This window comes from Methylocaldum sp. GT1BB (assembly GCF_051027545.1).
GTDB lineage: Bacteria > Pseudomonadota > Gammaproteobacteria > Methylococcales > Methylococcaceae > Methylocaldum.
Window position 1 is genome coordinate 4,464,302 of record NZ_CP194902.1, and the last position, 25,680, is coordinate 4,489,981.

The window sequence follows — 25,680 nt, forward strand, 5'->3', positions numbered from 1 at the left end:
GGCACCGATTGCCTATACCCAATTAATAACCGCGGGCGTACCATAAAGAGACACGATAAAGAGAGGAGAATTCCGATGCCTTTAACTCCGATGGACTTGGTCGCCGAAGCGAAGCGACACATTAGAGAAGTCAATCCTGAAGAAGCTAAAGCCCTAATCGGCAAAGCACTGGTTCTGGATGTCCGGGAACCGGCGGAATTCACGCTAGGCGCCTTGCCTGGCGCGGTAAACATTCCGCGCGGCGTACTGGAGTTCAAGATCGACAGCCACCCGACGTTTCAAAATCGGCGTGACGCCGACATCCTCGTCTACTGCCAGACCGGCGGCCGTTCGGCTCTGGCGACCGAGGCACTCAAAAAGCTGGGCTACGTAAACGCCGTCAGCCTCGCGGGCGGCTTTAAACTTTGGCAGGAATCCGGCCAAGCGGTGGAAACGCCTCCCGCTTCTTGAAGCTTATGGCGTCTAGTCGTAATGGAGACGATCGCTCGGCTTCCGAAGGGCGAATGCGCCTCGACAAGTGGCTGTGGGCAGCCCGGTTTTTCAAAACCCGCCAGCTGGCCATAGATGCCATCAACGGGGGCAAAGTGCATCTAAACGGACAACGGGCGAAGCCCGGAAAGGAAATCGGCGTCGGCGCAAAGCTTAGAATCAGCAAGGATCAATACATTTGGGATATTACGGTTCAAGCTTTATCGTCCCAGCGTCGTCCAGCCGCCGAAGCAGTGCTGCTTTACGAAGAGACTCCGGAAAGCATCACGCGCCGGCAGGCTGAAGTCGACAGGCGACGCGATGAACGGTCGCTTTCCCTCCAACCGGAAACCAGGCCGAACAAGAAGGAGCGGCGCCAGATCCACCGATTCAAGCGCGGCCCGGAATAGTGGCGCGTAGATTTTCTGAATCGCCTTTCAACCACGATGACCATGTCGTCTAAACCCGCTCCTCGGCCGGAGGTCGTATACACCGTCTCGCGACTGAACCGGGAAACCCGTTTTCTGCTCAACGACTGCTTCGGCAGCATCTGGATCGAGGGTGAAATCTCCAATCTCTCGACCCCCTCTTCCGGGCATATTTATTTCAGTCTGAAAGATACCGAGGCTCAGATTCGCTGCGCCATGTTCCGTGCACAGAGCCGATCCCTCGACTTCAAGCCGGAGAACGGCGATCACGTGCTGATCAAGGCTCAAGTCAGCCTCTACGAACCGCGCGGCGATTTCCAACTGATCGTCGAGTACATGGAAGAAACCGGCGACGGCCTACTGTTGCGCGCGTTTGAGGCTTTAAAGCAGCGTTTGGCGGCCGAAGGACTATTTGATGCCCAGCACAAAAAGCCGATCCCGAGTCTGCCGCAATGCGTAGGCGTCATTACTTCGCCGACGGGGGCAGCCGTCCATGATGTTCTTACCGTGCTCCGGCGCCGCTACCCCTCGGTCCCCGTAATCATTTTCCCGGTTAAGGTACAGGGCGCCGAAGCTAAATTCGAAGTCGTGAAGGCCCTCGCCGCGGCGGATCGGCTACAGATGTGCGATGTCCTGATATTGGCCCGCGGCGGCGGATCTCTGGAAGACTTATGGGCGTTCAACGAAGAAATCGTGGCCCGCGCGATTTTCGAATGCAAGACGCCGGTGGCTACGGGGATCGGGCATGAGATAGACACCACGATTGCCGATTTCGTCGCGGATCTGCGCGCGCCGACACCGTCGGCAGCCGCGGAGGCGGTAACGCCCGATTGCGCCGCCTTGCTGGCCCGATTCGAACGGATCGAGCAGCAGCTTTGCCTCCGCATGAAAGCGGTGCTCGAACGCGATCGAAATACACTGCGCGTTCTCGGCAAACGCTTGCAGCAAGAACATCCCAGCAAACGCCTCCAAACCCAAAGCCAGCGATTGGATCGTTTGGACCTCCAACTCAAGCGAGTAACGAGAAATTCGCTGTCCAATCTGGACGTGCGACTGCGGACACAATTCGCTGCTTTGTCCAGACACCGGCCCCAACAGCGCCTACAGATGCTCGAAGAAAGACGATGTCAGATTTACCAACGCCTTTGTCTCGCGATTCAGCGGGCTCTCGAAAAGCAGGATCAGCATGTCTCCGGCCTCGCGGAGCACCTCCACGCGGTGAGCCCTTTGGCGACGCTGACACGCGGTTATGCTGTCGCCTACAAACAGGACACGGGAGAAATTCTGCGCTCTTATCGCGATATCCAGCCGGGTGAAAGCATGGAGACCCGGCTTGCGGACGGCATCCTGATCAGCCGAATCGAGGAGGCGCGAAAATCCTGAAAAATGGCGGCGATCAGGAGGAAGCTATCACCTTTATACGCCAGGCTTCGGTACAAAATCAGGCAGCGGCATTCCGATATGGAAGCCTTGGACGTAATCGATTCCCATGTCTTGAAGAACCGCCAAGGTGTTTTCGGATTCGACAAACTCTGCAATGGTTTTAATGCCGAGATCGCGGCAAAGACGACTGAGATTGCCCACCAACGCCCGATCGATGCGGGAATTCAAGATGTTGCGCACGAACTCGCCGTCGATCTTGACATACTCGAAGTGCAATTCCCGCAGGTAATGGAAAGAGTTGTAACCGCTCCCGAAATCATCCAGGGCGAAGGAAAAGCCGATACGCCGCAACTTGGCCAGAAACTTACGCATATGAGCCATGTCGCCGATCGCTTCCCGCTCCATGACTTCGAAGACGACACGACTCGGCGGAAAACCGAGGCGATCGCACAGCTCCTCCGCGAACCCGAGAATTCCACGTTCTCGCATTTCTTGAGCCGATAAATTGATGAACAAGCGAGGCAAGGGGTCGTCCGCTTCGACTAACGCGCTCGCGGCGGAAAACGCATCCGTCAGAATGGACCTATCCAATTCCCGAGCCAATCCGTATTTTTCAACTGTCTTTATAAATACCCCGGCCGACACGACTTCTCGTCCGGGTTTGATGAGGCGCGCAACCGCTTCGTAAGCGAACAATGTCCCCTTTCGGCAATCAACGATCGGTTGATAATAAGGAATGATGCGGTGTTCGCTCAGGGCTTGCCGAAGCTCTTCTGCATAGATCCGGCTGTGACGGCTCAGCTTTACCGATTCGTCCGCCGATTCAAGCGTCGATACTTCGTCCTTGCCCATTCCCTTGGCGTGATAGAGGGCCATGTCCACGCCAGCGATCAAGTCGACGGCATCCTTCCCGTTCTTCGGATAACTGACCAGACCAATCGAAGTGGTGATATAGAACTGGCGTCCGTCCGGTGCCTCGAGTCGCATTCCGCGCAGCCGCTCCCGCAGCGACTCGGCCACACTCAGCGCACCCGATGGCGGCGTCTCGGGCAGAATCACAGCAAACTCGTCCCCGCCAATGCGGAAAGCAATGTCGCCCTTGCGTAAATAACCGTGCAGGCATTCACCGATTTGAACCAGCGTTTTGTCGCCAGCGGGATGGCCGTACGAATCATTAATGTCCTTGAAATTATCCAGATCGAGCAACAAGATCGAAAACTCATGCCCGTGCCGCGCAGAGCGCTCGATTTCGTAATCCAACATTTCGGTAAACCGTCGCCGGTTGCAAAGTCCGGTGAGCGGATCGTGCTCGGAATAGTATTCCAGCTCATCCAATGTGTGCCCCAGCGACTTGCTTGAACCAACCACCATAACCATTACCGACAGCAAAGAACGGATCATGCTGAGTTCCTGCGCATCCGGCGGCGTTGCTGAGGAGTAAACCACCCCGAGCAATCCCGCGAGCTGAGGCGCATATTCAGGCATCATCACGGCAAGGGTTCTGATATCGTCTAGATCAATGATATTTGCGTCACCGCCAACCTGATATTCTTCGATCTCGACCGCCGCATCCGGAGGCAGCTTGAGCTTTTCGATCGCTTCCCCGATTAGTCGCTCCTTGACCGAACATTTGATTTGATCGGAATACGAGCCGAAGTAATAGAAAAACAGCGATAAGCCGTGATCTTCGAGAAAGGCGATGAAAAAGAAATCAAAAGGAAAGATATTGCGGAAACCGACAAGAATTTCCTGAACGAACTCATCCCAATGCGTCACACGCTCATGGGAAAAAATGATTTGCTCCAACACTTGGCTCTGGCGCTCGAACAATTCTTTCTCCACCAGCGTCGAAGCCAAAAGATCCATGGTCTGACTGAACTCCCTCAAAACTTCCTGTATGTACTTTCCGTTTCGATGCCATTGCCGCTGTCTTTCGTCCGCCAGCAGATTCAAGCTGCGATCCAATTTACTGCAGTGCTGCAATATGATTTTAGATCTCGGGGTATGGCTTTCCAGATCGGCAATGACGCTAGCGTGGACGCGTTCTATCATGGCTCGAATCGTGGCGCCGAACATCTGCGTCCGGGTTTGACTTTCGAGCAGCGAGGATAACTGCTCCATCACCTGTTTGCGCAGCTTATTGAGCTGCGATGGCATTCCACGCTGAGGGTCGAGAGAATCGGGGATGGTTTTGGCCATCAAATTCATAATTGCGTGTCCTTAGGAAAGCGTCCTCCTTTTTCCATGAGATCGATCCCGCACTGCAAATTCGAAAACCAGCCGATAAAATCCCTTACAGCGTTGCCCCGGTAAATCGGCCCATGCTGGGGAGCCAACATTTCGATTTCCAGGCCTGAAATCGTATCTACCCAGCACCTGGCAGCTCGGTTCGAACACATGTAGCGGCGGTGAAATCCTTCGATATAAGGGAGATGACTCGCGAAATCATCAACGAACTCGTATGCCAAATGCTCTGGAAGCATCGCCGCTCCTATATCGCCGGTGAATAGGATTTTGGCGATCGGATCATAAACATTGAGCTGGCCTTCGGAATGTAAGAAATGTGCCGGCAATAATTTCAACTCAAAGCCCGGCGAAAAAGCACATGACATACCTTCATCCGGTACTGGAACGAAGCGGCTCAAATCCCTGATGCCGTAGTGCGGAAGAAAGCGGAGCCAGATGCGAGGAGCATATACCGGGGCCGCGGTGAGCTCTAACCAAGTAGAAAGTCCACCCACGATGTCGGGATCCTGGTGCGACAAAATGATGGCGCGTAAATCCCGAGGCTCAAGATATTGAAGCAATTCGGTGAGCGCCCCAGGCATAACCCCAAAACCACCTGGATCGAGCAAGACTCCATATCCATCATGGAGAACCAGATACTGATTGGAACGGATACCTTCTTCTTCGCCCGGTTCGCTCTCGTTTAGCAAAATGAACCGATGCTCCGGCGTTTTGAACAACGTAACGTTTCGCACGGCTAACCTCTTGTTATTGTTATTATTCCGTTGTGGATGTCCGTTTAGTATCACGTGACTCGCTTCCCTGGAGCACTATTTTAGAGCACATTTCCGAATCGTACGCTAATCCACGACGATACCTGGCTGAAGGGCAGAAAAACCGTATCATTTAAATGAAAATTTTTCTGTAAGCCTTTTCTTACAAACGCAATAAGCGACTACAAACAATCGATTCGCCTCATCGATATTCCAGTCAAGATCGATTAAACTAGCGAGTTTACATTTTTTCCTATATATCCCGGATGCGATCCGGAACGACATCAACCTTTAGCGGAATTTGCCATGAACAAAGAGAGCCAAGCACTGATCGAAAAGTACTACACTGCTTTCAACGCCGGAGACATGGATACGTTTCTAAGCCTGCTTACCGATGATGTTATCCATGACATCAACCAAGGACAGCGGGAAATCGGCAAAGAAGCATTTCGCGAGTTCATGAACCGGATGAATCGGAACTACAAGGAACAGTTGGTCGACATGGTCATCATGACCAGCGACGACGGCAAACGGGCCGCTGCGGAATTCGTGGTTCTCGGCGAATATCTGGTGACCGACGAAGGCTTGCCGCCCGCCAAAGGCCAGAAATATCGTCTTCCGGCCGGCGCGTTCTTCGACATCCGCGACGGCAAGGTGGCGCGCATCACCAATTACTACAACTTGCAGGACTGGATCGCCCAAGTCGAAAAGGGCTAAGGCTAAGGCTATGACCGACTCGATCAGCATCAAGCGCTTTACCGGCCAAGACCCGGAATTGCAGCCGTTTTTGCCTGATCTGGCGCGACTGCGAATCGAAGTATTCCGGGATTTTCCATATCTCTACGACGGAAGCTACGAGTACGAGGAGAAATACCTCCAGACCTATACGCGGTCGCCGGAAAGTGTGATCGTGCTGGTGCTGGACGGCGATAAAGTGGTGGGCGCGACGACCGGAATTCCGATGGAACATGAAACCGAAGAGTTTCAGAAGCCCTTCGTGGAACACGGTTACGACCCGAAGAAAATTTTTTATTGCGGGGAATCGGTATTGCTGAAGGACTACCGCGGTAAAGGCATTTATCCCAAGTTCTTCGAGGAACGGGAAGGCCACGCCCGGTCTCTTGGCCGATTCGACTGGAGCTGCTTCTGCTGCGTGCAGCGCCCCGAAAATCATCCGCGTCGCCCCGCGGATTACGTCCCGCTCGACCGGATCTGGAGCAAATTCGGCTATACCAAGCATCCGGAATTGGCGACCACATACACGTGGAAAGACCTGGATGAGGAAATCGAATCGCCCAAACCCATGGTCTTCTGGCTCAAGCCATTAACCTAGAAACAGCAGTTGACCGCTTCGATGAACCGGGAAAGTCCGATGACTTCTAATCGTCCTAGCTTTTTTCTGCCTGACCGTTTGGGTGACGCCGCTACGCACCCGACTGCACGGCGGGCGGGCCACCTGGCGGCGTTGCTCCTCTTTGCGGGAGACTCCCCGCCGCATCGCCGCGCCTTGCCATCCGTCCCGCCCGCCGCACACTCGGGCACGTCCAACCGCCGTTTCTAGGTTAAAGGAAAACACCTGATGCCATCTCAAGCATTCCTTTTAGCTGCCGCGCAATACAACATCGGCTTTCTCAAAAGCTGGGACGATTATTCCGCCAAAATCGCCCGCTGGGTCGCCGACGCCGCGGATAACGGCGCCAAGATGCTGCTGTTCCCGGAGTACTTCAGCATGGAGCTCGCGTCCCTTTTCCCGGAAGAAGTTTACAAATCGCTGTCCAAACAACTGAGCGAAATGCAGACTCTGCTGCCGGATTTCGTGATGCTGTTTTCCGACATGGCGGAACAACACGGCGTCCATATCGTGGCCGGTTCCTTTCCCGTCCGAATGGAGGACGGCAGCTATCGGAATCGGTCGTTTCTGTTCCGGCCGGACGGAACGACCGATCATCAGGACAAGCTTCAGATGACCCGGTTCGAAAACGAACACTGGCTGATTACCGGCGGCGAGGAAATCAAGACGCTGGATACCGAATTCGGACGGATCGGCATCAATATTTGCTACGACAGCGAGTTCCCGATGATCGCTCGCAAGCAGGTTGAGGCCGGTGCCGATTTGATTCTGGTGCCGAGCTGTACCGACACACTGGCGGGCTATCACCGCGTCCGCATCGGCTGCCAGGCACGCGCTCTGGAGAACCAATGCTATGTCGTGCAATCGCCCACGGTGGGTCAGGCGCCGTGGTCGGAAGCGGTGGACGTCAATATCGGCGCCGCCGCGGTCTACACGCCGGTGGATTACGGCTATCCGGACAACGGAATACTCGCCATCGGCGAGCTCAATCAAGCGCAGTGGGTTTACGCCGAAATCGATCTCGCTTCGATAGCCCACATCCGGCAAACCGGACAGGTGTTCAATTACCGCGATTGGCCAGGCCAGTTTCGCTACGTCTGATAAAGATCGGGAGCAAGCGCCGCTCATCCGGCGCTTGCTCCGTCGAAAGGTCTTGCGAGTCTCCGTAATCCCAAGACTTCCGACTCACCCCCGCCCTTGTGGCAAACCGGTCGAACTAATCGTCGGAATTCTGGTCTTTGATGAACACATCCCGGTAACTGCGCTATGGCGATATAATCGTCCCACTGGCATTCCGACCGGAATCTCTCACATTCCTTCTTCTTCGTTCGAGATGGAGAACGACTATGGCAAAGAAGCAACCCTCAAAGCACGCCGAGGATACTGCGGAGACCAAGAAAAAGCCGGCTTCCGAAAGCGTTAAGAAAGCCGCTGCAGAGCCCACTACCGGTTCCGTGGGCGAGCGCCCGGAATATATTTCAGAAAAGGTTACCGAACCGGCAGAAGGCGCCCGAGAAGGCTTCGGGGAAGCCATCAAGGAAGGCGCAGAACACGCACGTTCGGCTTTTGCCGAACTCATTCCGGAGGTCGGCGGCATGATTCACAAAGGCGTGTATTCGGGTTTCTATTACTTGAGCTATGGCGTGGTTTTCGGCTCATTGATGGTCGCCAACCTGCTTCCCGCGCACAGTGCAATGGAAGAAGGCGTACGCGATGGCGCCGAAGCGGCCAGGAAGGCATTCGAAGGACGGCACGAAGGCGTCCACGACGCTTCGCACACCGAAGCGTCCGACGAGGAAGGTCTGACTACAGCCTGATCGCCCCTATCCTAGAACCGGCCAGTTCGCCGAATGGACGACGGCGATCTGCCGGCGGCGGGCACCTTCGCTGTTCTAGACTTACCGGCGGGTGGGTATGTCCCAGATTCGCTCCGCATATTCCTCGATGGCGCGATCGCTCGAAAACCAACCGGAAAAAGCGACGTTCAAAATCGCTTTTCGCGTCCACATCTCGGGATCGCGATACAAGCGATCGACTTCCTCCTGGCAAGCGATATACGACTCATAGTCCGCTAACAACGCGAACCTATCTCCCTCTCGAAGCAAAGAGTCGACTAAGGGTTTGAACCGATCGGGCTCGTCCGCCGAGAAATACCCCGTCGAAATCATCTCGAGCGCGAGCTTCAGCTCCTTGTTGGCGTGGTAATAGTTCCAAGGGTTATAGCCGCTTCGGCGCAGTTCGCCGAGCTGCTCGGCGGTATGCCCGAAAATGAAAATATTGTCCTCGCCCACTCGCTCCCGAATCTCGATATTCGCTCCGTCCAAAGTGCCGATAGTGATCGCGCCGTTAACCGCCATCTTCATATTGCCGGTGCCCGAAGCTTCCATTCCGGCCGTCGAAATCTGCTCGGACAGCTCTACCGCCGGCATGATTTCCATCGCGCGAGACACGTTGTAGTCGGGGACGAAAACCACTTTCAAAAGGCCATCCATCGCCGGGTCCTGGGCGATCACTTTCGCTACATCGTTGATCAACTTTATGACCAGCTTGGCCGCGTGGTAACCCGGCGCAGCCTTGCCGCCGAAAATGACCGTGCGCGGCACGGCGTCGCCCGCGGACCCGAAACGCGATCGGTTATACCGAGTGATGACATGCAGAACATTGAGCAGTTGGCGCTTGTATTCGTGCATGCGTTTGATTTGTACGTCGAACAGGCTTGTCGGATCGATCCGAATATTCAGGCGTTCATCGATGAGCGCCGCCAAATGCGCCTTATTGGCCGATTTGACCGCTCGAAACCGCGCGCGAAATTCGGCATCGTCCGCCAAAGGCGCAAGTTCTCGTAGCCGCTCCAGATCGGTCACCCAGTGGGGGCCGATGGATTCCGTGATCAGCGCGGCGAGACCTCGATTGGCCTGATTCAGCCAACGCCGCGGCGTGATACCGTTGGTGATGTTCACGAACCGGTCAGGAAAAATTGTCTCGAAATCCCGGAATATCGTGGTTTTCATCAACTGGGTGTGCAACGCGGCCACGCCATTGACTTTGTGGCTGCCGATGATGGCAAGGTGGGCCATCCGGAGCCGTCTTCCCCGATCTTCATCTATGATCGAAACCCGACGGAGCAGTCCGGTATCGCCCGGAAACCGCTCACTGACCTCCTTAAGAAAGCGATGATTGATCTCGTAAATGATTTGCAGATGGCGCGGAAGCAGCTCCTCGAACAAACGCACCGACCAGACTTCCAAGGCTTCGGGCAGCAGCGTGTGGTTGGTATAGGAAAAGGTCCGAACGGTAATGTCCCAAGCGTCGTCCCAGGGAACGCGATGCTCATCCACCAAGATACGCATCAATTCGGGAATCGCGACCGATGGGTGGGTGTCGTTGAGTTGAATGGCCACTTCCCGGGGCAATTCGGAAAAGTCGCGGTGATCGGTTGAAAAGCTTTTCAGAATGTCCTGCAGCGATGCGCTGACGAAAAAATATTCCTGCTTGAGCCGCAGCTCCCGCCCCATTTGCGTGGTATCGTCCGGATACAGCACCTTGGACAGGTTTTCAGACTGGGTTTTTTCTTCGACCGCCTTGATGTAATTGCCTTCGTTGAAATATTTCAACTCGAAGTCACGGGAAGCCTTCGCCGCCCAAAGGCGCAGGTTATTGACGGTTTCGCCGCCATAGCCCGGAACGGGTATATCGTAGGCCATGGCCATCACGTCTTCCGTATCGGTCCATCGATATCGCACCAGCCCGTCGACATCCCGATATTCCACGACATGCCCGCGAAACTGTACGCGGTAAAGAACGTCGGGCCGGGGGAACTCCCAGGGATTGCCATAACGCAGCCAGTTTTCCGGATGCTCGATTTGATACCCGTCTTCTATGCGCTGCGAAAACATTCCGTAGTCGTAACGTATCCCGTAGCCGAATCCCGGAAGCTGGAGCGTGGCGAGGGAATCGAGGTAACATGCCGCAAGACGCCCCAATCCGCCGTTGCCCAAGGCGGCTTCTTCCTCGGTCTCGGCTAGTTCCTCCAGGCTTAGCCCGACATCTTCCAAGACCTGCTTGAATTCGTCATAACATCCGATATTGAGCAAGCTGTTCCCTAGGGCCCGGCCGATCAGAAACTCCATCGACAGGTAATAAACCCGCTTCGCATCCTGCAAATAGTACCGGCGCATGGACTCCATCCAGCGCAGAGTGAGAAGATCCCGTACGACATACGCTAACGCGAAAAACCAGTCCCGCTCCTGGGTCTCGACCGGGTCCTTGCCGATGGAGTAAATCAGGCGGTTGACCAGAGCGCGCTTTAGCGAAGGAATGTCTTTGGGATTTAAGAGTTCGTATAGATCTTGAGATACCGTCATCGCCCGTAGGCTCCTTGAGCTCGAATGTTATCCTATCCAATCGGTTTGGACCGGTGCACGACCGGCCCGACGAATTTTTTGACCGCGAGCGGTCTAAGACGTGCTCGCAAAGTGCGTCCACATAAAATAAGAACGGTTTAGCCCCTCTTTAGTTTACGATCATTCAGCACTCCGGTTACGTCTCATGAATATCCGCTATGTGGCGCCCATCATCTATTGCCTGTTCACTTCGCTCGGCCCGGCATACGCCGCCCAGCCGGAAAAACCCTTGGCACCGGGCTACAAGCCGCTGGCCTTCGAATTACCCGCGCCCGGCACCTATGTCTTGCCCGCGCTGGGTGAAGCGTCCAATGGACAGGTCTTGGACAGTACCGGGAACGAGCTGGATTTGCATGGCTTGTACGGCGACAAACTGATCCTTCTAAGCTTCATCTATTCCACTTGTAGCGATGTCAACGGCTGTCCTCTCGCGACCGCCGTCTTTCACAAGATTCAGCGCCGTCTCGAACAAGAGCCGGAAATCTTCAAGCACTTGCGTCTGATCACCTTGAGTTTCAACCCCCAGCATGACACCCCGGACGTCATGGCTCACTACGGAAAAGCTTTCGCCAAAGATGCGGACTGGCGCTTTCTGACAACCCGATCGGAGCAGGAAATCCAGCCGATTCTGACCGCCTACGGTCAATCCATCCAAAAAGATTTCGACGCCGATGGAAAATTCCTCGGCACATTCTCCCATGTTCTCCGAGTCTTCCTAATCGATCGGGAAAAGCAAATACGCAATATCTACACAGTCTCTTTTCTGCATCCCGACACGCTAGTGAACGATGTAAAAACACTCCTGGCGGAAAAATCGACGGTCGCGACGCAGCAACCACCCGCCGGCCGTGTCGCTTTTCTCGGCAGCGGCGACAATAAGACGGGTTACGAGGCAGCCGATTTCGCCACCCGGTCCATCGCTCTCGCGGAGCGCTCCGGCCAGCGAACCAACCTGGTCGAATACGCCAAGCGCCCTCCCCTGGGCCTGCCCCCGGTTCCAACGCCGAGGGACAATCCGATGACCCCGGCCAAAGTCGAACTGGGCCGAAAACTGTTCTTCGATCGTCGTCTATCCTTGAACAACACCTTCTCGTGCGCCATGTGCCACATTCCGGAGCAAGGCTTCAGCAGCAACGAGCAGGCGACTGCCGTCGGCATCGAAGGGCGCACGGTACGCCGCAACTCGCCGACGATTTATAACGTGGCTTATCTTAAACGTCTGTTCCATGACGGACGCGAGAGCCGCTTGGAACAGCAAGTCTGGGGGCCTCTGTTAGCCAACAACGAAATGGGGGCTCCTTCGGTCGGTTACGTGGTCGATAAAATCCAGGGCCTCCCCGATTACGCCGGCCTTTTCGAAAAAGCCTTCAAGCGCGGCCCTTCGATGGAAACCATAGGCATGGCTTTAGCTAGCTATGAAAGAACCTTGAACTCGGCCGATTCGCCTTTCGACCGCTGGTATTTCGGAAAGAAAAAAGACGTGCTGCCTGCCGAAGCGCGTCTCGGGTTCGAACTGTTCACCGGCAAGGCCGGTTGCTCCCAGTGCCACACGATCGCCAAGGATCACGCCTTGTTCGCCGATCAGCAGATGCACAATACCGGCATCGGCTTCCGTGCCGCCATGGCCAACGATAAGCCAAAGCAGAAAATCCAAGCGGCACCGGGAGTTACCCTCGAAATCGACGCCGACATCCTCGCCGCCGTCAGCGAGCCCAAACCAAACGATCTCGGCTTTTACGAAATCACCCAAGACCCTAAAGACCGTTGGAAATACCGAACGCCTGCCTTACGCAACATCGCGTTGACCGCGCCGTACATGCACGACGGCTCTCTTTCCACGCTAGAGGAAGTTCTCGAGTTCTACAATCGAGGCGGCGTTCCCAACGAAAATCTCGATCCGCTGATTAAGCCCTTGAACCTCGATCCGACGGAAATCAAGGCTCTTGTCGCATTTCTGCAATCACTAACGGGCAGTAACGTACCGGCCATCGTTTCCGATGCCTTCGCCGCGCCGGTCGGCGATCCTCTGGACAAGCAAGCGCAACGATGACTCAAACAAATGCATAAACGACAGCGGCATAACGCAAAGCCTTGCCTATCGCCATAGCCAGGACCGACCGCCAAAACGGCAGACGCAACCAGCCGGCCGCGAAACAGAATCCGTCCCCGACGACGGGCAGCCACGAAAACAATAAGATCGGAAGACCCCATCTTCGCACCGAGGCTACCGCCTTTTCCTGGCGCGACTTTGCAAGGCGCTCGGCCGGATACTTGATCGCAGTGAAAAATCCCAACACCCAAGTTGTGACAGCCCCTAACGTATTACCGGACGTGGCCGTCAACAGCAACACTTCCGGCGAGAGCTCGGTCTGGCTGACGAGATAAGCAAGCACGGCCTCCGAACCGCCCGGCGCCAAAGTAGCGGACACAAACGCGCTGCCGAAAAGACTCCAAAGAGCAAATGTGCCTGTCAAAACTGCCATTGCCGATTGTTTAAGAAATATTCTGTATAAACGCCAACTTGCTTTTTTCGCGGCCAAAAAATTCAAAATACCGTGACATGGCCAATCGCGAATATTGACAGAAGCGACGTGAAAAAAGTACTATTTCAACTCTAATTTATGGCTACGTAGCTCAGTTGGTTAGAGCACCGCATTCATAATGCGGGTGTCGGCGGTTCAAGTCCGCCCGTAGCTACCACAAATTCAAAAAGGCTTAGGCGTTTCGCCTAAGCCTTTTTATTTTCGGTGTCATCCCCGTCAAAGGATCAAATTCGAGCACTTCCCGCAGAAGATCCGGCGCAAGATGCGCATGGTCATGGTTAGATTGGCATGGCCGAGGATGCGTGAAGCGCCCGGATATTACCACCATTCATCATGAAATGACTGGCAAAGGTATGCCGGAGAACGTGAGACATCTGCCCTTCGGGAAGTTCAATTTCCGATCTCTCGACGAAAGACCGATGACACTTGACCATACCGCTGTCTCGGTCGGAGATAACGTCCGAACTCGTACACCCTCAGGCTGCGCTTTCGATAGACCTCGCCCAATGCATTGAACGACCCCGGATGATCGACCAACGGATGGAGAGGTGGTTCAAGCGCTCGATGGAGCCGTTGACCCGCTCGACGATTGCGGTGTCGGCGATGAAGAGTTTTTGCAGGGCCTAGAGGTGGCCCATGGCGTCCTGGTAGGCGGCGAGTTTGAGATCGCCGCCCCTTTGCCGTTGGCGTTCGTAGAACCCGAGGGCGTAGTCGCAGAGTTCCCGGATGGCGCTGACTTTGACGGTGACGGTTTGGCCAATGGCTTTTTGGCGGGCGGTTTTCGTCATGGCGGTGTCTTCCCCGATGCGATTACAAAAAGCTGTCGGCTTGGAAGGCTTGCGCCCACATCAAGGCGACGTTGACCAGGCGGTGCTTGCCGATGACCTTGGAGGGGATATGGCCCCGGTTCACCCAGGCGTCGACGATGCCGACCGGACGCCGGAGAGTTCGGCATAGCGTTGCCTCGTGATGTAGGCGATCGGGATCTGGAGGGGCGGCACCGAGGGGGTGACTTGACCCAAACGTTCGTCTTCCATACGCTTCCTCTTCAACTGTCGCTTTGTGGCTGCAATGCGTAGTATTGATTTCTGAGATGTTGTCATTATGGCAACTGCCTTCCTGATTAGCGATGAACTTCAGCCAAGCGAATTTGCCACTCGGGTCGAGGCTTAGCGAACGCCGCGGCGCGCGCCAGCCGTTGAAGCAGGGTTTTGAGATTGAAACGCCGATTGAAGCGGTATTGGAACTCGGCCAGGTACCGCTGGGCGTATTTCTCGAATTTGAACGCGTGATAGGTGCCGGAAATGGCTGTCTTCAGGTTGCTCAACAGCGTATTTACCCAATGGAACTCCGGATGTTGCGCCGACTGCCGCCCAGAGCCCAGGATCAGGCGATGATGGCAAGCGACGACCTGGTGCAGCCTCCGAAACCCGCTCAGGCCATCGGTGAGTGCGTAGGTCGACGGGGCCAAGGCGCGTTTGGCCCAGACCGCGACAGCCTGCTGCGTGAACGGCAGGGGATCGACGCGCAGGAACAACGGACGCCCGTCGTCCGTGGTTTGTACCGCCATCACAAAGGCCAACTTGTTTTCGGAGCCACGCCCCGGTTTCCCCGGCCGCTCACCGCCCAGGTAGGCATCGTCGATCTCGACCCGCCCGGCCAGCTGCCGATCCGTTTCCCGTTCCGCCATCACCTGGATCAACTTGTGCTTCACCAGCCATGCCGTGCGATAACACACCCCGAGATGGCGCATCAGTTCCGGTGCCGAGACATTGTTCTTGGCCTGGGTCAGGAGATACATGGCCAGAAACCAGGTGGTCAGCGGCAGCTTGGTCGCTTGGAAGATCGTCCCGGCGATCAGCGTCGTTTGGCTCCGGCAGTGTCCGCATTGCCAGTATTTCCGCCCGGTCCGTTCGAACACCGTGTGGCGCGCGCCGCCGCAGACCGGACAGCGGAAACCGTCCGGCCAGCGCAGGGCCTCCAGTGCCGCTTCGCACTGCGCTTCACTGCCGTATTGCGTCAGAAACTCGGCCAACGACAAACCCTTTTGAAATTGCACCCGGTTCATAGGCATGGGACACCCCGCTTGTGATAGATGCCCATAGTCTAAGGACCCTAGCGGCTCACTATGTGAGCCTGTACTGAACTTCGTCGCTAATCAGGACTGCCTTAATGGCATCATTTAACTTTCTTATATGGATCTGCAAGAACGATTAAAAGCGCTTATAGATCATGCCGAGTTCACCCCAACGGAACTTGAACGGAAAACGGGCATAGATCGCATGCGATGGAGCAACATCAAGCGGCGACACGTACACGCTGGCGCACCAGAGATAAAAGCCGTAGGAAAACTTGGCCGCAGTATGCTTATTGGCTCGTGATCGGCCTCACGCAGCGGAAGCCGGACACATCAGCCCGGAGATCGAGGACACCAGAAGAAATCTAAAAGGGGCTGGATAATCGCCGGAAGAGCGCTGATAAGAGGGATCAGGTTAGCCAGCCAAGACTAAATTTTTTCTCCGGCCTTATGTAAGCGAATACTGGCAAAACTTTCCGCTTTTTCTTACTTTAAATTCCGCGATTTTTGACTATCAGTAGAGTTAGCCATCACTTGACGAGAGAGCTATGAACGATAAAGCGGTAGAAGAATTGGCGGCGCGCGTCACTAACGCCGTACAGAAGTCCAGTTTGGCATCCCCGAACAGGTCCAGGTTGGTCCCACTGGCCTTATGGCTTTTAAGGGTTTCCAAAATGGCTTGGGTAGAATGCCGCTCATGCACGAATAGGGGCACGGCACTGAAATCTGTTGCCGTTCGGCCTTTCCTGCCCAGTTCAGAAAGGGCTTGGTGAGGCTCTTGAGCCGGGCCGCACATTGCGATAGCGACGAGAATTTCTCCTGTGTTCCCTCCCACAACTGCGGCTGCGCAAAGACATCGCTTTCCCCCTTTTCTGCCGCTTCGGCCACGAGGTTGAGCAGCCACTCGGCAAAAGGGCGCTCGGCGTTCTCATCCCAGCAGAGCTCCGGAGCGAGGCTGGAATCGTAGCGGTAGGTTTTCGGTGCTTTCTTATTCGGGAATTGTGCTTCGACCCCGACATCAGGTCGTTGGATGCTTTGTTGAGAATGTTGGTAGGCGGCAGAGCTAAGTTTTTCCCCATTACTCATTTACAGTTCCTGTAATTATTCTTCTTGGATTGGTAGGCCCCCTACTGAGGAGACTTACTGAAGATCCTGGTTACGCTTATTTCTTTATAGCTAATTCCAATTCCGTTGGAAGCCTTCCTTATATTCTTCTGGCAAGTTTTTACATAGCGCCCCGCCTCGGCTTCGTTGGTTTTATCCTGGAAAATCCTCCGGCCATTTCCGGGCGCCGTGATAAACAGCTAGAATTTCGATGCAGTCCTGACGCACACGGTAAGGCAGAATGTAGGGGGAATCTCCCATGACAAGTTCCCGCGTCCCAGTGACTCGGCCCCGTCGGCCGAGTCCGGGATTATCTTGCAGAAGCGCAACGCGTTGCCGGATTTCATTCTGAAGCTTACGCGCTGCGTAGGGGTTATCTTGGGCGATATAAAGGTAAATGTCCCGCAAGTCTTGGCGGGCGGGGCCGGTCCAGACGATTTTCACGAACGGTCTTCGAACGCTCTGATTTTTTCTTCAATCAAGGCGTCCATTTCGGACATCACCTCCTCATGCGGGATCACATCGCCGCGATCGGCGGCGGCAATGCCGGCCTCAATCTTTTGGATCTGCCAAGCATGCAGCTCCAGATATTCCTGGATCGCCTGGTTCACCAGGTAATTGCGCGAGCGGTCGAGCTGTGCTGCGAGTTGGTCAAGGCGTTTAACGGTCTCGCCGTCAGTGCGGACGGTAAAGGCTTCGGTCGTCATAATTCACCCTCCCCTATCGGAATGGTTCAACGTGGTTCATAGGTAATCATTCCACGGGGACCACTCTAATTCAAGGGTAGACTCGTCCGCGTGTGAAGAGGGGCATTGGGCGACATTTTGGGAGAGGGTGTCAGGCTTTCGTTATTTGATTTAAGCCCCAGCTCAAAACCTTCGTTTTCGGTAGTGAGCGCATCCATCAATAAAAATCCGGCGGCGAGACGCAAGCCTAAGAGTTGCCGAGCTCCTCTTCAGCACTTTCAAGTGATCCCTCGTTGAACTTGTGGGCAGGAATCGATACATAGTCGATTTCGGATTTTCTGATGAAGATCGATCTATGGTATCCCTCAACAGGCAGATAGATCAGTTCATCAACGTCATCCGGGTCAATCTCAATAAGGCTGAATGTGTCGTAAAGAAGCTTGCTCTCGTTTAAGTATTCGCAGCGTAACTGCCCCGAAGACAGCTGCCAGATAATACTCGTCGCGCGGTCCAAAAATTTTTGAGTTTCTGCAGCTGCCTTTTCTTTCACCTTCTCGCGATCCTCCGGTGCAACTTTGCCAGACACCACGAGACGTTCTAGATCCTCATCGGTCATCACGATCTTATTAAGAACTTCATTTATCTTGCTTTCCTCAAACTCCTCCTCAAGACAGTCTAAGAAGTCCATGTGCTCCACTATTCGCCAGAAATCATCGTCGGGCAGTACGCCTAAATGGTCCTCGTACACCTCGGGTCCATAGGTGTCATACGCCTCACTGGAAAAGTAGACATCCTTGATTGCAGCACGCCGAATAAACACCTTTCGATTGTCAAGCGACTCCGCGATGATAAAGCTACTTCTTCCCTGCAGCTGTCTATGCAAACTTGAGCAAACCTCTTCTGAAATAGGAAGCAGCAGTGATCCTCTAGTTCCAAAGTGAATAGCCACCTCGCCAAAGTACTTTCGAGCATCTCCCGCGTTCTCGTCTGTTCCAAACAAGTCAAACGCCAGTGGCTTACCAAGGATCTCATCGACTGATGTCTCTAGAACTCTCGCAAGCTTTCTCAATTTTGCTGCTGGCACCGACGCGGTACCCGCCTCCCAGCGCTGATAGTTAGGCTGACTAACTCCCATCGCGTCAGCTACTTGCGTCTGGGTCATTCCCGCCATGAGTCTGCGTCTTTTCAATGCCGAGCGAGCCATATTCTACCTCCAACGATACATTTATACGTATAATATATACATTACCGTATATTATCAAGAGACAACCGGTGGCACCCAGCAATCGATTCCGGTGAGAAGGTGTAAAGCTTTCGTTATTTGACTAACGCTATATGCTCAGAGCGTTCGTTTCCGGCTACGCTTCATGTCGTCCAGCAACCGCTCATTGGCGCTTCGCGCGTGTTCGAATTGGTGCTCTGGCTTTCGTTTAAAGAGCGAAGGACATGCTTTTAAGGGTGCTGACGGTTTCCGGGATGCCTTGTCTCAGTAGGGTGTCGAAGTAGTCTTCGACCGTTTTTGCCGGGTGTTTTAAGCTCCGCCGGTGGCTTGCGGCGGCTTCCAAAACCTTAGAGGCATCGAGATCGAATACATCCAAGATGAAGTCATCGGGGTGAATCGCTTCAATGTCGTACTTTGCGAGCTCTCGTGCCGGGAAGTCTTTCAGGTTGAACGTGACAATCAGGCTGGAATGGCTCCGGATCGCAGCCGCCAGAACATGGCGGTCATTGGGATCGGGAAGGTCGAGGGCAGGAATCAGGTATTCGTAACCCGTTACCAAGGCATCCCGGACGTTGTTGTCCATGAGCTGTTTGGTTCGGTTGAGCTGGTCTATGGTGAGATCCGGCCGTTCGGCGATCAGGTTTCGAATCCATTCTTGATGGATTTTTTCGCTCCATTTGGCCCGGTATAGGTCGGTCAACGCAAGCCACATCAAGAAGTCGCGGAGCGGTGCGGGATAAAGCACGCAGGCGTCATATACGACAGCAAAGTTGCTCATTCATCAATAGCCCATGTTGAGTTCTTGTGCCTGGGCTGCCAGTTCTTCTAATGTCTTCCGCCGTTCCTGGTCGATGCGTGTTTTGTAATCGACGACATCCTGATACCGCACTCGGCGGTGTTTTCCAACTTTGTGATAAGGGATTGTTCCCTCATCCAGGAGTTTTATGAGGTAAGGGCGGGAGACATTGAGGATGTCGGCCGCTTCTTGAGTCGTCAGTTCGGCATGTACCGGAATCAAGCTGACGGCGTTGCCTTGTGCCATTTCGGAGAGAATGTCAATCAGGAGCCGGAAAGCAGCGGTGGGAATTTTTACCGCTTCATGCTCTCCTTTTTGATCAATTACTCGTATGGCTTGCGCTTCTTCTTTGGTCTTTAAGTACAAGGACAATTGCCGGCTACTTTCTTTGGCAAGCGTTACTTCGGACTCGGTTGGAAGTTCCGGTTTTACGTTCGCGTTCATGGCAGTTTCAATAATCAGCTTCAGTATTCAGTGCTCAGTGTCAGGATGGCACCTATTCGAAATATTCGCAACATTCGAAATATTCGAATCGCAGTTTAAGAGGGATATATCCGAGAATGGGAAGGAGTCAGGCTTTCGTTGTTTGACTTAGGCCCCATGCTTAGAGCATTCGTTTCCGACCACGCTACATCTTATCCAGTAGCCGTTCATTGACGCTTCGCGCGTGTTCGATGTCCCAGATCCGGATCGCTTCTTCGAGTTCGACTTTGCCTTCGTCGACCATTTTGCAGTGGTATGGTCGCGCTAGATCAGCTAAAACCGGAATCTTGGCGGGGCGTTATCGGCATGGAAAAGCGAGAACGGGCGTGCAGCTTGGTCAAATAAGGGGGCTGTTGGTCTGATACACTTGTCCCGTTACGAAAAATGGGAAAATCCGATGACCGACAATGGTGAAGACCTGATTCTGGAACACTTGCGGGCGCTTCGAAACGAAGTTAGAGCTCAGGGCGTCAAGATGGACGAACAGTTCGAGACTGTCCGCCTTCGGCTTGGCTCGATTGAAACCCAGTTAGTCGGGATTCACTCCGATGTCGCGGTACTTCATGCCCGCATGGACAAATTCGAAAGCCGGCTTGATCGGATCGAGCGCCGCTTAGAAATTCGGGAAGAGGTTTGATTCTGCAGAGCGGCCAACGTTCATCGCAGTCAACAATCCTTCGACAAGAAGTGGTATAAACCGGTTTCCAATGGCACGGATAACGAGCACAGATAGGATGAATTTATGCCTTGCTGTCGGGATCGAAGAGGCATCGGGGCGTAACTTGAGAAGATCGTCCTAATGACAGGGCAGAGGCGTTGAAATGATTACCGTGAACCTTCCGAACAATCTTGAAACCCGATTGGACGAGCTGGCCAAGAAGGCCGGGAAGACCAAGGAAGCTTGCGCCGAGGAAGCCATCGTGGAATACGTCCAACAGATCGAAAAAAAACTGGGCACGACCGATACGAGACGCCGAAAGCTCCTGAACTTCCTGAACGATCTTAACCGTTCTCCCAGGAAGCCGAGATCGGCCCGAGAAATCGAGGAAACCATTCAAGAGGAACGCGATGCTTGGGATTAGCCGTGCTCGTTTACCTCGATAGCTGTATCGTCATTTACCTGATCGAGAAACATCCCGAGTTTTACCAGTCCCTTCACGATGTTTTCCGATCGACCGAAGCGGATTTTTGCATCTCGCCTTTAGTGAAGCTGGAATGCTTAACTGGCGCTTTTAAACGGAACGATCCGTCTCTCGTTTCAGACTTTGAGACGTTTTTCGACTCGGCAATCACGCTTCCAATGCCTGAATCCGTGTTCTTGAATGCCGCAAGGCTCAGAACGTCCTTCAATCTGAAAACGCCGGACGCCCTGCATCTGGCGACCGCCGAACTACATAAATGCGACGAATTGTGGACAAACGATGATCGGCTAACCAAAGTCTCCACAATTCGAGTTGTCAACAAAACGTCAACGCCATAGCCGCTTAATGCTCCTTTAAAGCTACCCCAACCCTTCTTAGAGGCTATCCCAGTAGGCTCAAGAAACCCTTCGACCGGCCTGTCCTGAGCGGAGTCGAAGGGCTCAGGGCGAACGGCCTACTGGGATAGGCTCTTAAGCGCTTGTTTTGCGTGGCTTTAGATTGCTTTGCGTCGCATCGCAACGCTTTCATAATGCGGGTTTCGGCGGTTCAAGTCCGTCCGTAGCTCTCAAAATCAAAGACTTACGGCAGCTCTGAATCGGCTGCCGTAATTTTGCCGGAATCACGCTCTTTTCACGAGCGTGACCTCAGGCCTCTTCTCCTCGCCGCACAGCAGTTCCACGCACTCGATCAACCGCGCGATTTCCACACGGCTGTAATGCGTGGTGATCCGCCCGACATGATGACTGAGCGAGTCCTGCCGGTCTTCCAAGCTGCCCCCCGCGGCACGCAAAGGCATCCCGAAGGTATGCCGAAGATCATGGACCGGCACCGGCTGAAGGCCCGCCGCTTCCCGCGCTTTCCGCCAGGCCTTGTCGTTCATCCTCGACACCTTTTGGCCGTCGAGATCGAACACCCGCTCCGAGCCGTTGCCCCGCCCTGAGGCGACGACCGAGCGCGCCACCGTATTGAGCGGCACAATCCGTTCGCGGCCATGTTTGGTTTCCGTTTCGGGGATGACGAATACCGTGGTGTGCAACCCCTTGACGTCATGCTCCCAGTCCCAGCGCAGCCCGTAAATCTCCTGATCCCTTAAGCCGGTGTGAAGGGCAAACAGCGTCCTCGGGATCTTTTGCATTCAACACCCCCGTCTCCTTATTGGAAACTTTGGTTTCCGCGTTTTCCACCTTAATCCACCTTAGAGCATTTTCATACCGACTGTACGGGCACTCGCGAGTAGGTCGGGAATCCCTTCCCAATCGCAAACGGTGTCTCCGGGAGCGCCGGAGCCACCCTTCCAATCGCAAACGGTGTCTCCGGGAGCGCCGGAGCCACCCTTCCAATCGCAAACGGTGTCTCCGGGAGCGCCGGAGCCACCCTTCCAATCGCAAACGGTCATCCGGGGAGCGCCGAAGCCCCCCTTCCCGACGCCACGTCCCGGCCGAGCGTCTTCGTCGGAAGGGTCGCGACTAAAGCGACCGTTTGCGATTGGGAAAGGATTGCCGACCTACGAATGCTTGAATCAATTCATCCGAACCGAGGCGCAGTTGGCGATGGCTCGCGAGGTCGTACGGTGTGCCTCCGTGCATGTTCTCTGGCAGCGTCACCGAGCAGTAACACTCCGCCCCTAAGATTGGTGGTTTCGTGTGCCGCCGCCTGTCAGCTCCTCGAGCGAATCGGGTGCGCGGCACGCGGTGCGACTTCACTCAACGACTTCAGGAGAACAAATCCCGTGAAAACAAATGCCTGGAAAATTGTCATGCCTTTCGCCCAAGCCTCCGCCCTGACCGCCGCAGTCGTGGCCACCGGCGTTCAGGCAACGGAACTCACCGGTTTTGCAATGCTGCCGGCCAACACGTTTGCCGTCGGCCCGACTTCCGGACAATTCGCCGGTGCAGGAGCTGGTGGCAACAGCCTGCCGTTGGTCGACAGGCAGCCGGTCCAGGGTTTTTCGGCCGTTCTGAGGGGGCCGACGGGCAATTCCTTCTACGTGATGACGGACAACGGTTTCGGTGCCAAGACCAATTCCGCCGACACCCTGCTGCGCCTTTACGCCATGCGGCCCGACTTCAAGACGTGGAACGGTCGATCTGTGGTTGGCAGCGGCAAGGTAAGCCCGGCCGAGTTCGAAACCGGCAAGAAGCTGATGGCCTTCACCAGCAAGAGCTTTATCAGTTTGAACGACCCGGACCACAAGATTGGGTTTGACATCGTCGCCGGCATGGCGAACTACCCCAATGGCGCGAACGACATCCCCGTTGACTCGAGCATTCAAGCAAATCGACTGTTGACCGGCTCGGATCTCGACATCGAAGCGGTACGTAAGGACAAGAACGGCAATTTGTGGTTCGGAGAAGAATTCGGCCCGTTCCTGGTGAAAACCGACCACAAGGGCAAGGTTCTACGCAGCGAGATCGCCACCCCCAACATCCTTCCGCCTGGCTCCTCGGCCACCGGTCCGGACGTCATGTCGCCCCAGAACCCTTATCTCGGGGCAGGTATTCCTAACCTCGGCACCTCCCGTGGCTTCGAGGGCATGGTGATCAATCCGGCCGGCGACAAGCTCTACACGCTGCTGGAAGGCACCGTGACGGGCGATCCGGTTAAGACGCTGCGAATCAACGAATTCGACATCGATACGGAAAGCTACACGGGGAACAATTGGCTGTATCAGCTCGAAGCGGAAGGGACCAACATCGGCGACATGACCGCGATCAACGATCATCAGTTCATCGTCATCGAGCGTAACGGCGGCACCGCGACCAACGGCACGCCGTTCAAGAAGCTCTACCTGGCTGACATGGCGAGCGTCGCCAACGGCGGTTTGGTAAAGAAGACAGAACTGGTGGATCTGATGAACATCCCCGATCCGCACGACTTGAACGGCGACGGCAGCACCACCTTCACCTTTCCGTTCGTGACCATCGAGGACGTGTTGATCCTGAACCCAACCACCCTCCTGGTGATGAACGACAACAACTACCCTGGCACCGGAGGACGGGATTCGAATTCGGACAATAACGAGTTCATCAAAATCAAGCTGGATCACCCTTTGGACTTTCGCGGCCGCCGTCAGCATTAAGGCCCGATTTGCGCCTCAGCGATAGGGATTAGCACCGTTGCGCCGGGGGCATCCGGCAGTCCCGGCCTAAAACCCAGCGATTCGCCTTGTCGGGCGTTGGGTTTTTGCCGCGATCCGACGCTATCTGCGATCTCCGGCTTGCCAACGGAGCGCCGAAGCCGCCCTTCCCGACGGTGCAGTTGGGCCAACGGATTCGTCGGCAAAGGATTGCCGACCTACGAATGCTTGAATCCATTCACCCGAGCCGAAGGCGCCAACGACTTCCGCCAAGCCTGTTTTGTCGTACGAGCGGGATGAAAACGCTCTAGCCGACACCATCCGAAACATCGAATCAGACTCGGTACAGATCGCTAAAGAACAGCCGACATGGCGCTTAGAGAACTCAAATCCATTGTTGCTTTCCTGTTGATCTTCGCCGGGCTTCAATGGCTTTACGGCCTTGGGCGCGGAACGGCCGTAGAGCGCCTGCTCATCGACATGCTGACGGTCCGGCCGAGCGTGGCACTGATCAACCTCATTACCCCCGGCGAAAACGTAAGGGCAGTGGGCCACAGCCTGGTGTCGCCCCATGCTCGGCTCAACGTGCTTAACGGTTGCGAAGGTATCGAAACGTTTTTCCTGCTGCTGGCCGCGATTCTGATCCATCGCACCTCCTGGCGGCACAAGCTGAGTGGCGCCGTCCTGGGCGTTGTGTTCGTCCATGGTCTTAATCAGGCGCGCATCGTGACGCTGTTCTACGCCTTTCGCTACGACAAGTCCCTGTTCAGCCTGCTCCACGGTTACATGTTGCCGGTGGTGTTGATTCTGCTGACGAGCCTGTTTTTCCTGGCCTGGGCCGTAGCCTGTAAAAAGGCTTCCAATGGATCGACTCTGCATGCTTAAGACCGGCGGGACCTTGGTTGTCGCTTACACGGTCTTGCTGGCTCTGTCGGTTTATCTGGGCGACGATTACACCCGGTTCTGGTTTCGGGAGTATCGCTGGGTGCTGGGCTGGGCGCTGCCCGAATTCGAAGTCGAAGATTTGACCCTGGCGATCGTTCAGGGCGATACGGTGGTCCGGGCCAAACTCACGGCGATCCATGTCTTCTACCTGGGGGACCGGGAAGTTCCCAGGGGAACCGAAATCGTTTGCTCGACGTTGGCCGGGCACGCCGTACTTCATCCCCTGCTCATGATTCCCTTGTGGCTGGCGTGGCCGGGATTTTCGCCAGTCGGTAGGCTCGCCGTTCCCATCCTGGCGCTGCCCGGATGGGCGGCGATCGAGGCGCTGGATATTCCGTTGATACTGGCGGGAAGCGCCTGGGATCTGCTGCTGTACCAATTAGCCCCCAACGAGTTGCCGCACTCGCCCATGGTCGCCTGGATGCACTTCATGAACGGCGGCGGGAGATCGGCCCTGTCCCTCGCCATCGGAATGCTGACGCTGGTCGCAAGCCAAACGATATTACGGTTTCGCCTTCGGGTGAGGAAGCGTTTCATCAAGTTTTTACCTTAGGACGTTAAGGTTTTGGCACTG

At 55.0% G+C, this 25,680-nt stretch carries 26 protein-coding genes, 1 tRNA gene and 2 pseudogenes; 15 read left to right on the forward strand and 14 right to left on the reverse strand.

Going from position 1 to position 25,680, the window contains the following annotated elements:
* Positions 1-75 precede the first annotated feature (75 nt).
* Genes ACR2TX_RS21245 through xseA form a run of 3 tightly spaced genes read left to right on the forward strand, consistent with a single transcriptional unit; the run spans position 76 to position 2,279 of the window.
* Positions 76-450 (forward strand): rhodanese-like domain-containing protein, encoded by a 375-nt coding sequence (locus ACR2TX_RS21245; protein ID WP_077730430.1) that lies wholly within the window; start codon positions 76-78, stop codon positions 448-450.
* A gap of 53 nt (positions 451-503) precedes the next feature.
* Positions 504-878: an RNA-binding S4 domain-containing protein gene (locus tag ACR2TX_RS21250; RefSeq protein WP_240502519.1), complete on the forward strand. Its 375-nt coding sequence runs from the start codon at positions 504-506 to the stop codon at positions 876-878.
* Positions 879-914: 36 nt separating this feature from the next.
* Complete coding sequence (gene xseA, locus ACR2TX_RS21255; protein ID WP_077730428.1) at positions 915-2,279, forward strand: exodeoxyribonuclease VII large subunit; 1,365 nt, start codon at positions 915-917, stop codon at positions 2,277-2,279.
* Positions 2,280-2,312: 33 nt separating this feature from the next.
* Here xseA and ACR2TX_RS21260 read toward each other — a convergent pair whose 3' ends face one another.
* Both ACR2TX_RS21260 and ACR2TX_RS21265 read right to left on the reverse strand, forming a co-directional pair.
* Positions 2,313-4,487, reverse strand: a complete 2,175-nt coding sequence (locus ACR2TX_RS21260; protein WP_434130661.1) for a putative bifunctional diguanylate cyclase/phosphodiesterase — start codon at positions 4,485-4,487, stop codon at positions 2,313-2,315.
* Positions 4,484-5,260: an MBL fold metallo-hydrolase gene (locus ACR2TX_RS21265; protein ID WP_077730427.1), complete on the reverse strand. Its 777-nt coding sequence runs from the start codon at positions 5,258-5,260 to the stop codon at positions 4,484-4,486. The genes ACR2TX_RS21260 and ACR2TX_RS21265 overlap by 4 nt, the downstream gene beginning before the upstream one ends.
* A gap of 324 nt (positions 5,261-5,584) precedes the next feature.
* On the opposite strand from ACR2TX_RS21265, the gene ACR2TX_RS21270 reads away from it, so the two are divergent.
* From ACR2TX_RS21270 to ACR2TX_RS21285, 4 genes are all read left to right on the forward strand, one after another.
* Positions 5,585-5,995: a ketosteroid isomerase-related protein gene (locus tag ACR2TX_RS21270; RefSeq protein WP_077730426.1), complete on the forward strand. Its 411-nt coding sequence runs from the start codon at positions 5,585-5,587 to the stop codon at positions 5,993-5,995.
* Between the two features lie 10 nt (positions 5,996-6,005).
* Positions 6,006-6,611: a GNAT family N-acetyltransferase gene (locus ACR2TX_RS21275; protein ID WP_077730425.1), complete on the forward strand. Its 606-nt coding sequence runs from the start codon at positions 6,006-6,008 to the stop codon at positions 6,609-6,611.
* 246 nt (positions 6,612-6,857) lie between these two features.
* Complete coding sequence (locus tag ACR2TX_RS21280) at positions 6,858-7,730, forward strand: carbon-nitrogen hydrolase family protein (RefSeq protein WP_434130662.1); 873 nt, start codon at positions 6,858-6,860, stop codon at positions 7,728-7,730.
* Positions 7,731-7,975: 245 nt separating this feature from the next.
* Positions 7,976-8,446 (forward strand): hypothetical protein, encoded by a 471-nt coding sequence (locus ACR2TX_RS21285; protein ID WP_077730423.1) that lies wholly within the window; start codon positions 7,976-7,978, stop codon positions 8,444-8,446.
* A gap of 81 nt (positions 8,447-8,527) precedes the next feature.
* On the opposite strand, the gene ACR2TX_RS21290 is transcribed toward ACR2TX_RS21285, so the two are convergent.
* The gene (locus ACR2TX_RS21290) at positions 8,528-10,993 is read right to left on the reverse strand and encodes a glycogen/starch/alpha-glucan phosphorylase (RefSeq protein WP_434130663.1); all 2,466 of its coding nucleotides are present in this window, start codon (positions 10,991-10,993) and stop codon (positions 8,528-8,530) included.
* A 184-nt stretch (positions 10,994-11,177) separates the two neighbouring features.
* Here ACR2TX_RS21290 and ACR2TX_RS21295 point away from each other — a divergent pair, with 184 nt between their 5' ends.
* Complete coding sequence (locus tag ACR2TX_RS21295; protein WP_434130664.1) at positions 11,178-13,082, forward strand: cytochrome c peroxidase; 1,905 nt, start codon at positions 11,178-11,180, stop codon at positions 13,080-13,082.
* Between the two features lies 1 nt (position 13,083).
* Here ACR2TX_RS21295 and ACR2TX_RS21300 read toward each other — a convergent pair whose 3' ends face one another.
* A complete protein-coding gene (locus ACR2TX_RS21300; RefSeq protein WP_346425845.1) occupies positions 13,084-13,572 on the reverse strand; it encodes a YqaA family protein in 489 nt (162 codons plus the stop codon).
* An 83-nt stretch (positions 13,573-13,655) separates the two neighbouring features.
* Between ACR2TX_RS21300 and ACR2TX_RS21305 the strand changes: the two genes are divergently transcribed.
* A tRNA-Met gene (locus tag ACR2TX_RS21305) sits at positions 13,656-13,732 on the forward strand.
* A gap of 15 nt (positions 13,733-13,747) precedes the next feature.
* Here the strand turns inward: ACR2TX_RS21305 and ACR2TX_RS21310 are convergent.
* The 9 genes and pseudogenes from ACR2TX_RS21310 to ACR2TX_RS21350 form a co-directional block, all read right to left on the reverse strand.
* Positions 13,748-14,000: pseudogene (locus ACR2TX_RS21310) on the reverse strand (tyrosine-type recombinase/integrase); the annotation flags it as partial.
* Positions 14,001-14,198: 198 nt separating this feature from the next.
* Complete coding sequence (locus tag ACR2TX_RS21315; protein ID WP_168175412.1) at positions 14,199-14,363, reverse strand: hypothetical protein; 165 nt, start codon at positions 14,361-14,363, stop codon at positions 14,199-14,201.
* A 335-nt stretch (positions 14,364-14,698) separates the two neighbouring features.
* Positions 14,699-15,649, reverse strand: coding sequence for an IS1595 family transposase (locus tag ACR2TX_RS21320; protein WP_434130665.1), 951 nt, complete (start codon positions 15,647-15,649; stop codon positions 14,699-14,701).
* A 607-nt stretch (positions 15,650-16,256) separates the two neighbouring features.
* Positions 16,257-16,738: pseudogene (locus ACR2TX_RS21325) on the reverse strand (hypothetical protein); the annotation flags it as partial.
* Between the two features lie 171 nt (positions 16,739-16,909).
* Positions 16,910-17,200 carry a type II toxin-antitoxin system RelE/ParE family toxin gene (locus ACR2TX_RS21330; protein WP_434130666.1) on the reverse strand — a complete coding sequence of 97 codons (291 nt, stop codon included), beginning with the start codon at positions 17,198-17,200 and terminating at the stop codon, positions 16,910-16,912.
* Positions 17,197-17,463, reverse strand: coding sequence for a CopG family ribbon-helix-helix protein (locus ACR2TX_RS21335; protein WP_077732361.1), 267 nt, complete (start codon positions 17,461-17,463; stop codon positions 17,197-17,199). The genes ACR2TX_RS21330 and ACR2TX_RS21335 overlap by 4 nt, the downstream gene beginning before the upstream one ends.
* Before the next feature lie 226 nt (positions 17,464-17,689).
* Positions 17,690-18,646 (reverse strand): helix-turn-helix domain-containing protein, encoded by a 957-nt coding sequence (locus ACR2TX_RS21340; RefSeq protein WP_434130667.1) that lies wholly within the window; start codon positions 18,644-18,646, stop codon positions 17,690-17,692.
* A gap of 226 nt (positions 18,647-18,872) precedes the next feature.
* Entirely contained in the window at positions 18,873-19,442 is a 570-nt protein-coding gene (locus ACR2TX_RS21345; protein WP_434130668.1) for a PIN domain-containing protein, read from the reverse strand.
* Positions 19,443-19,445: 3 nt separating this feature from the next.
* A complete protein-coding gene (locus tag ACR2TX_RS21350) occupies positions 19,446-19,904 on the reverse strand; it encodes a helix-turn-helix domain-containing protein (RefSeq protein ID WP_434130669.1) in 459 nt (152 codons plus the stop codon).
* Between the two features lie 436 nt (positions 19,905-20,340).
* Between ACR2TX_RS21350 and ACR2TX_RS21355 the strand changes: the two genes are divergently transcribed.
* From ACR2TX_RS21355 to ACR2TX_RS21365, 3 genes are all read left to right on the forward strand, one after another.
* Complete coding sequence (locus ACR2TX_RS21355) at positions 20,341-20,580, forward strand: hypothetical protein (protein WP_133716519.1); 240 nt, start codon at positions 20,341-20,343, stop codon at positions 20,578-20,580.
* 184 nt (positions 20,581-20,764) lie between these two features.
* Positions 20,765-21,025 carry a ribbon-helix-helix protein, CopG family gene (locus ACR2TX_RS21360; RefSeq protein WP_077732364.1) on the forward strand — a complete coding sequence of 87 codons (261 nt, stop codon included), beginning with the start codon at positions 20,765-20,767 and terminating at the stop codon, positions 21,023-21,025.
* Complete coding sequence (locus tag ACR2TX_RS21365) at positions 21,016-21,423, forward strand: type II toxin-antitoxin system VapC family toxin (RefSeq protein WP_156881620.1); 408 nt, start codon at positions 21,016-21,018, stop codon at positions 21,421-21,423. The genes ACR2TX_RS21360 and ACR2TX_RS21365 overlap by 10 nt, the downstream gene beginning before the upstream one ends.
* A 281-nt stretch (positions 21,424-21,704) precedes the next feature.
* Here the strand turns inward: ACR2TX_RS21365 and ACR2TX_RS21370 are convergent, their stop codons facing one another.
* Positions 21,705-22,220, reverse strand: coding sequence for a tyrosine-type recombinase/integrase (locus tag ACR2TX_RS21370; protein WP_434130670.1), 516 nt, complete (start codon positions 22,218-22,220; stop codon positions 21,705-21,707).
* Between the two features lie 660 nt (positions 22,221-22,880).
* Between ACR2TX_RS21370 and ACR2TX_RS21375 the strand changes: the two genes are divergently transcribed.
* The 3 genes from ACR2TX_RS21375 to ACR2TX_RS21385 all read left to right on the forward strand — a co-directional run bounded on the left by ACR2TX_RS21375 (position 22,881) and on the right by ACR2TX_RS21385 (position 25,659).
* Positions 22,881-24,164 (forward strand): esterase-like activity of phytase family protein, encoded by a 1,284-nt coding sequence (locus tag ACR2TX_RS21375; protein ID WP_434130671.1) that lies wholly within the window; start codon positions 22,881-22,883, stop codon positions 24,162-24,164.
* Positions 24,165-24,530: 366 nt separating this feature from the next.
* Positions 24,531-25,046, forward strand: coding sequence for a hypothetical protein (locus ACR2TX_RS21380; protein ID WP_434130672.1), 516 nt, complete (start codon positions 24,531-24,533; stop codon positions 25,044-25,046).
* Positions 25,039-25,659, forward strand: a complete 621-nt coding sequence (locus tag ACR2TX_RS21385; protein ID WP_434130673.1) for a hypothetical protein — start codon at positions 25,039-25,041, stop codon at positions 25,657-25,659. The genes ACR2TX_RS21380 and ACR2TX_RS21385 overlap by 8 nt, the downstream gene beginning before the upstream one ends.
* The last annotated feature ends 21 nt before the right edge of the window (positions 25,660-25,680 follow it).

Coding starts and splice junctions, on each gene's coding strand:
- ACR2TX_RS21245 (WP_077730430.1), top strand. CDS start 76: ATGCCTTTAACTCCGATGGACTTGGTCGCCGAAGCGAAGCGACACATT.
- ACR2TX_RS21250 (WP_240502519.1), top strand. CDS start 504: ATGCGCCTCGACAAGTGGCTGTGGGCAGCCCGGTTTTTCAAAACCCGC.
- xseA (WP_077730428.1), top strand. CDS start 915: ATGACCATGTCGTCTAAACCCGCTCCTCGGCCGGAGGTCGTATACACC.
- ACR2TX_RS21260 (WP_434130661.1), bottom strand. CDS start 4,487: ATGAATTTGATGGCCAAAACCATCCCCGATTCTCTCGACCCTCAGCGT.
- ACR2TX_RS21270 (WP_077730426.1), top strand. CDS start 5,585: ATGAACAAAGAGAGCCAAGCACTGATCGAAAAGTACTACACTGCTTTC.
- ACR2TX_RS21275 (WP_077730425.1), top strand. CDS start 6,006: ATGACCGACTCGATCAGCATCAAGCGCTTTACCGGCCAAGACCCGGAA.
- ACR2TX_RS21280 (WP_434130662.1), top strand. CDS start 6,858: ATGCCATCTCAAGCATTCCTTTTAGCTGCCGCGCAATACAACATCGGC.
- ACR2TX_RS21285 (WP_077730423.1), top strand. CDS start 7,976: ATGGCAAAGAAGCAACCCTCAAAGCACGCCGAGGATACTGCGGAGACC.
- ACR2TX_RS21290 (WP_434130663.1), bottom strand. CDS start 10,993: ATGACGGTATCTCAAGATCTATACGAACTCTTAAATCCCAAAGACATT.
- ACR2TX_RS21295 (WP_434130664.1), top strand. CDS start 11,178: ATGAATATCCGCTATGTGGCGCCCATCATCTATTGCCTGTTCACTTCG.
- ACR2TX_RS21315 (WP_168175412.1), bottom strand. CDS start 14,363: ATGACGAAAACCGCCCGCCAAAAAGCCATTGGCCAAACCGTCACCGTC.
- ACR2TX_RS21320 (WP_434130665.1), bottom strand. CDS start 15,649: ATGCCTATGAACCGGGTGCAATTTCAAAAGGGTTTGTCGTTGGCCGAG.
- ACR2TX_RS21335 (WP_077732361.1), bottom strand. CDS start 17,463: ATGACGACCGAAGCCTTTACCGTCCGCACTGACGGCGAGACCGTTAAA.
- ACR2TX_RS21340 (WP_434130667.1), bottom strand. CDS start 18,646: ATGGCTCGCTCGGCATTGAAAAGACGCAGACTCATGGCGGGAATGACC.
- ACR2TX_RS21345 (WP_434130668.1), bottom strand. CDS start 19,442: ATGAGCAACTTTGCTGTCGTATATGACGCCTGCGTGCTTTATCCCGCA.
- ACR2TX_RS21350 (WP_434130669.1), bottom strand. CDS start 19,904: ATGAACGCGAACGTAAAACCGGAACTTCCAACCGAGTCCGAAGTAACG.
- ACR2TX_RS21355 (WP_133716519.1), top strand. CDS start 20,341: ATGACCGACAATGGTGAAGACCTGATTCTGGAACACTTGCGGGCGCTT.
- ACR2TX_RS21360 (WP_077732364.1), top strand. CDS start 20,765: ATGATTACCGTGAACCTTCCGAACAATCTTGAAACCCGATTGGACGAG.
- ACR2TX_RS21370 (WP_434130670.1), bottom strand. CDS start 22,220: ATGCAAAAGATCCCGAGGACGCTGTTTGCCCTTCACACCGGCTTAAGG.
- ACR2TX_RS21380 (WP_434130672.1), top strand. CDS start 24,531: ATGGCGCTTAGAGAACTCAAATCCATTGTTGCTTTCCTGTTGATCTTC.
- ACR2TX_RS21385 (WP_434130673.1), top strand. CDS start 25,039: ATGCTTAAGACCGGCGGGACCTTGGTTGTCGCTTACACGGTCTTGCTG.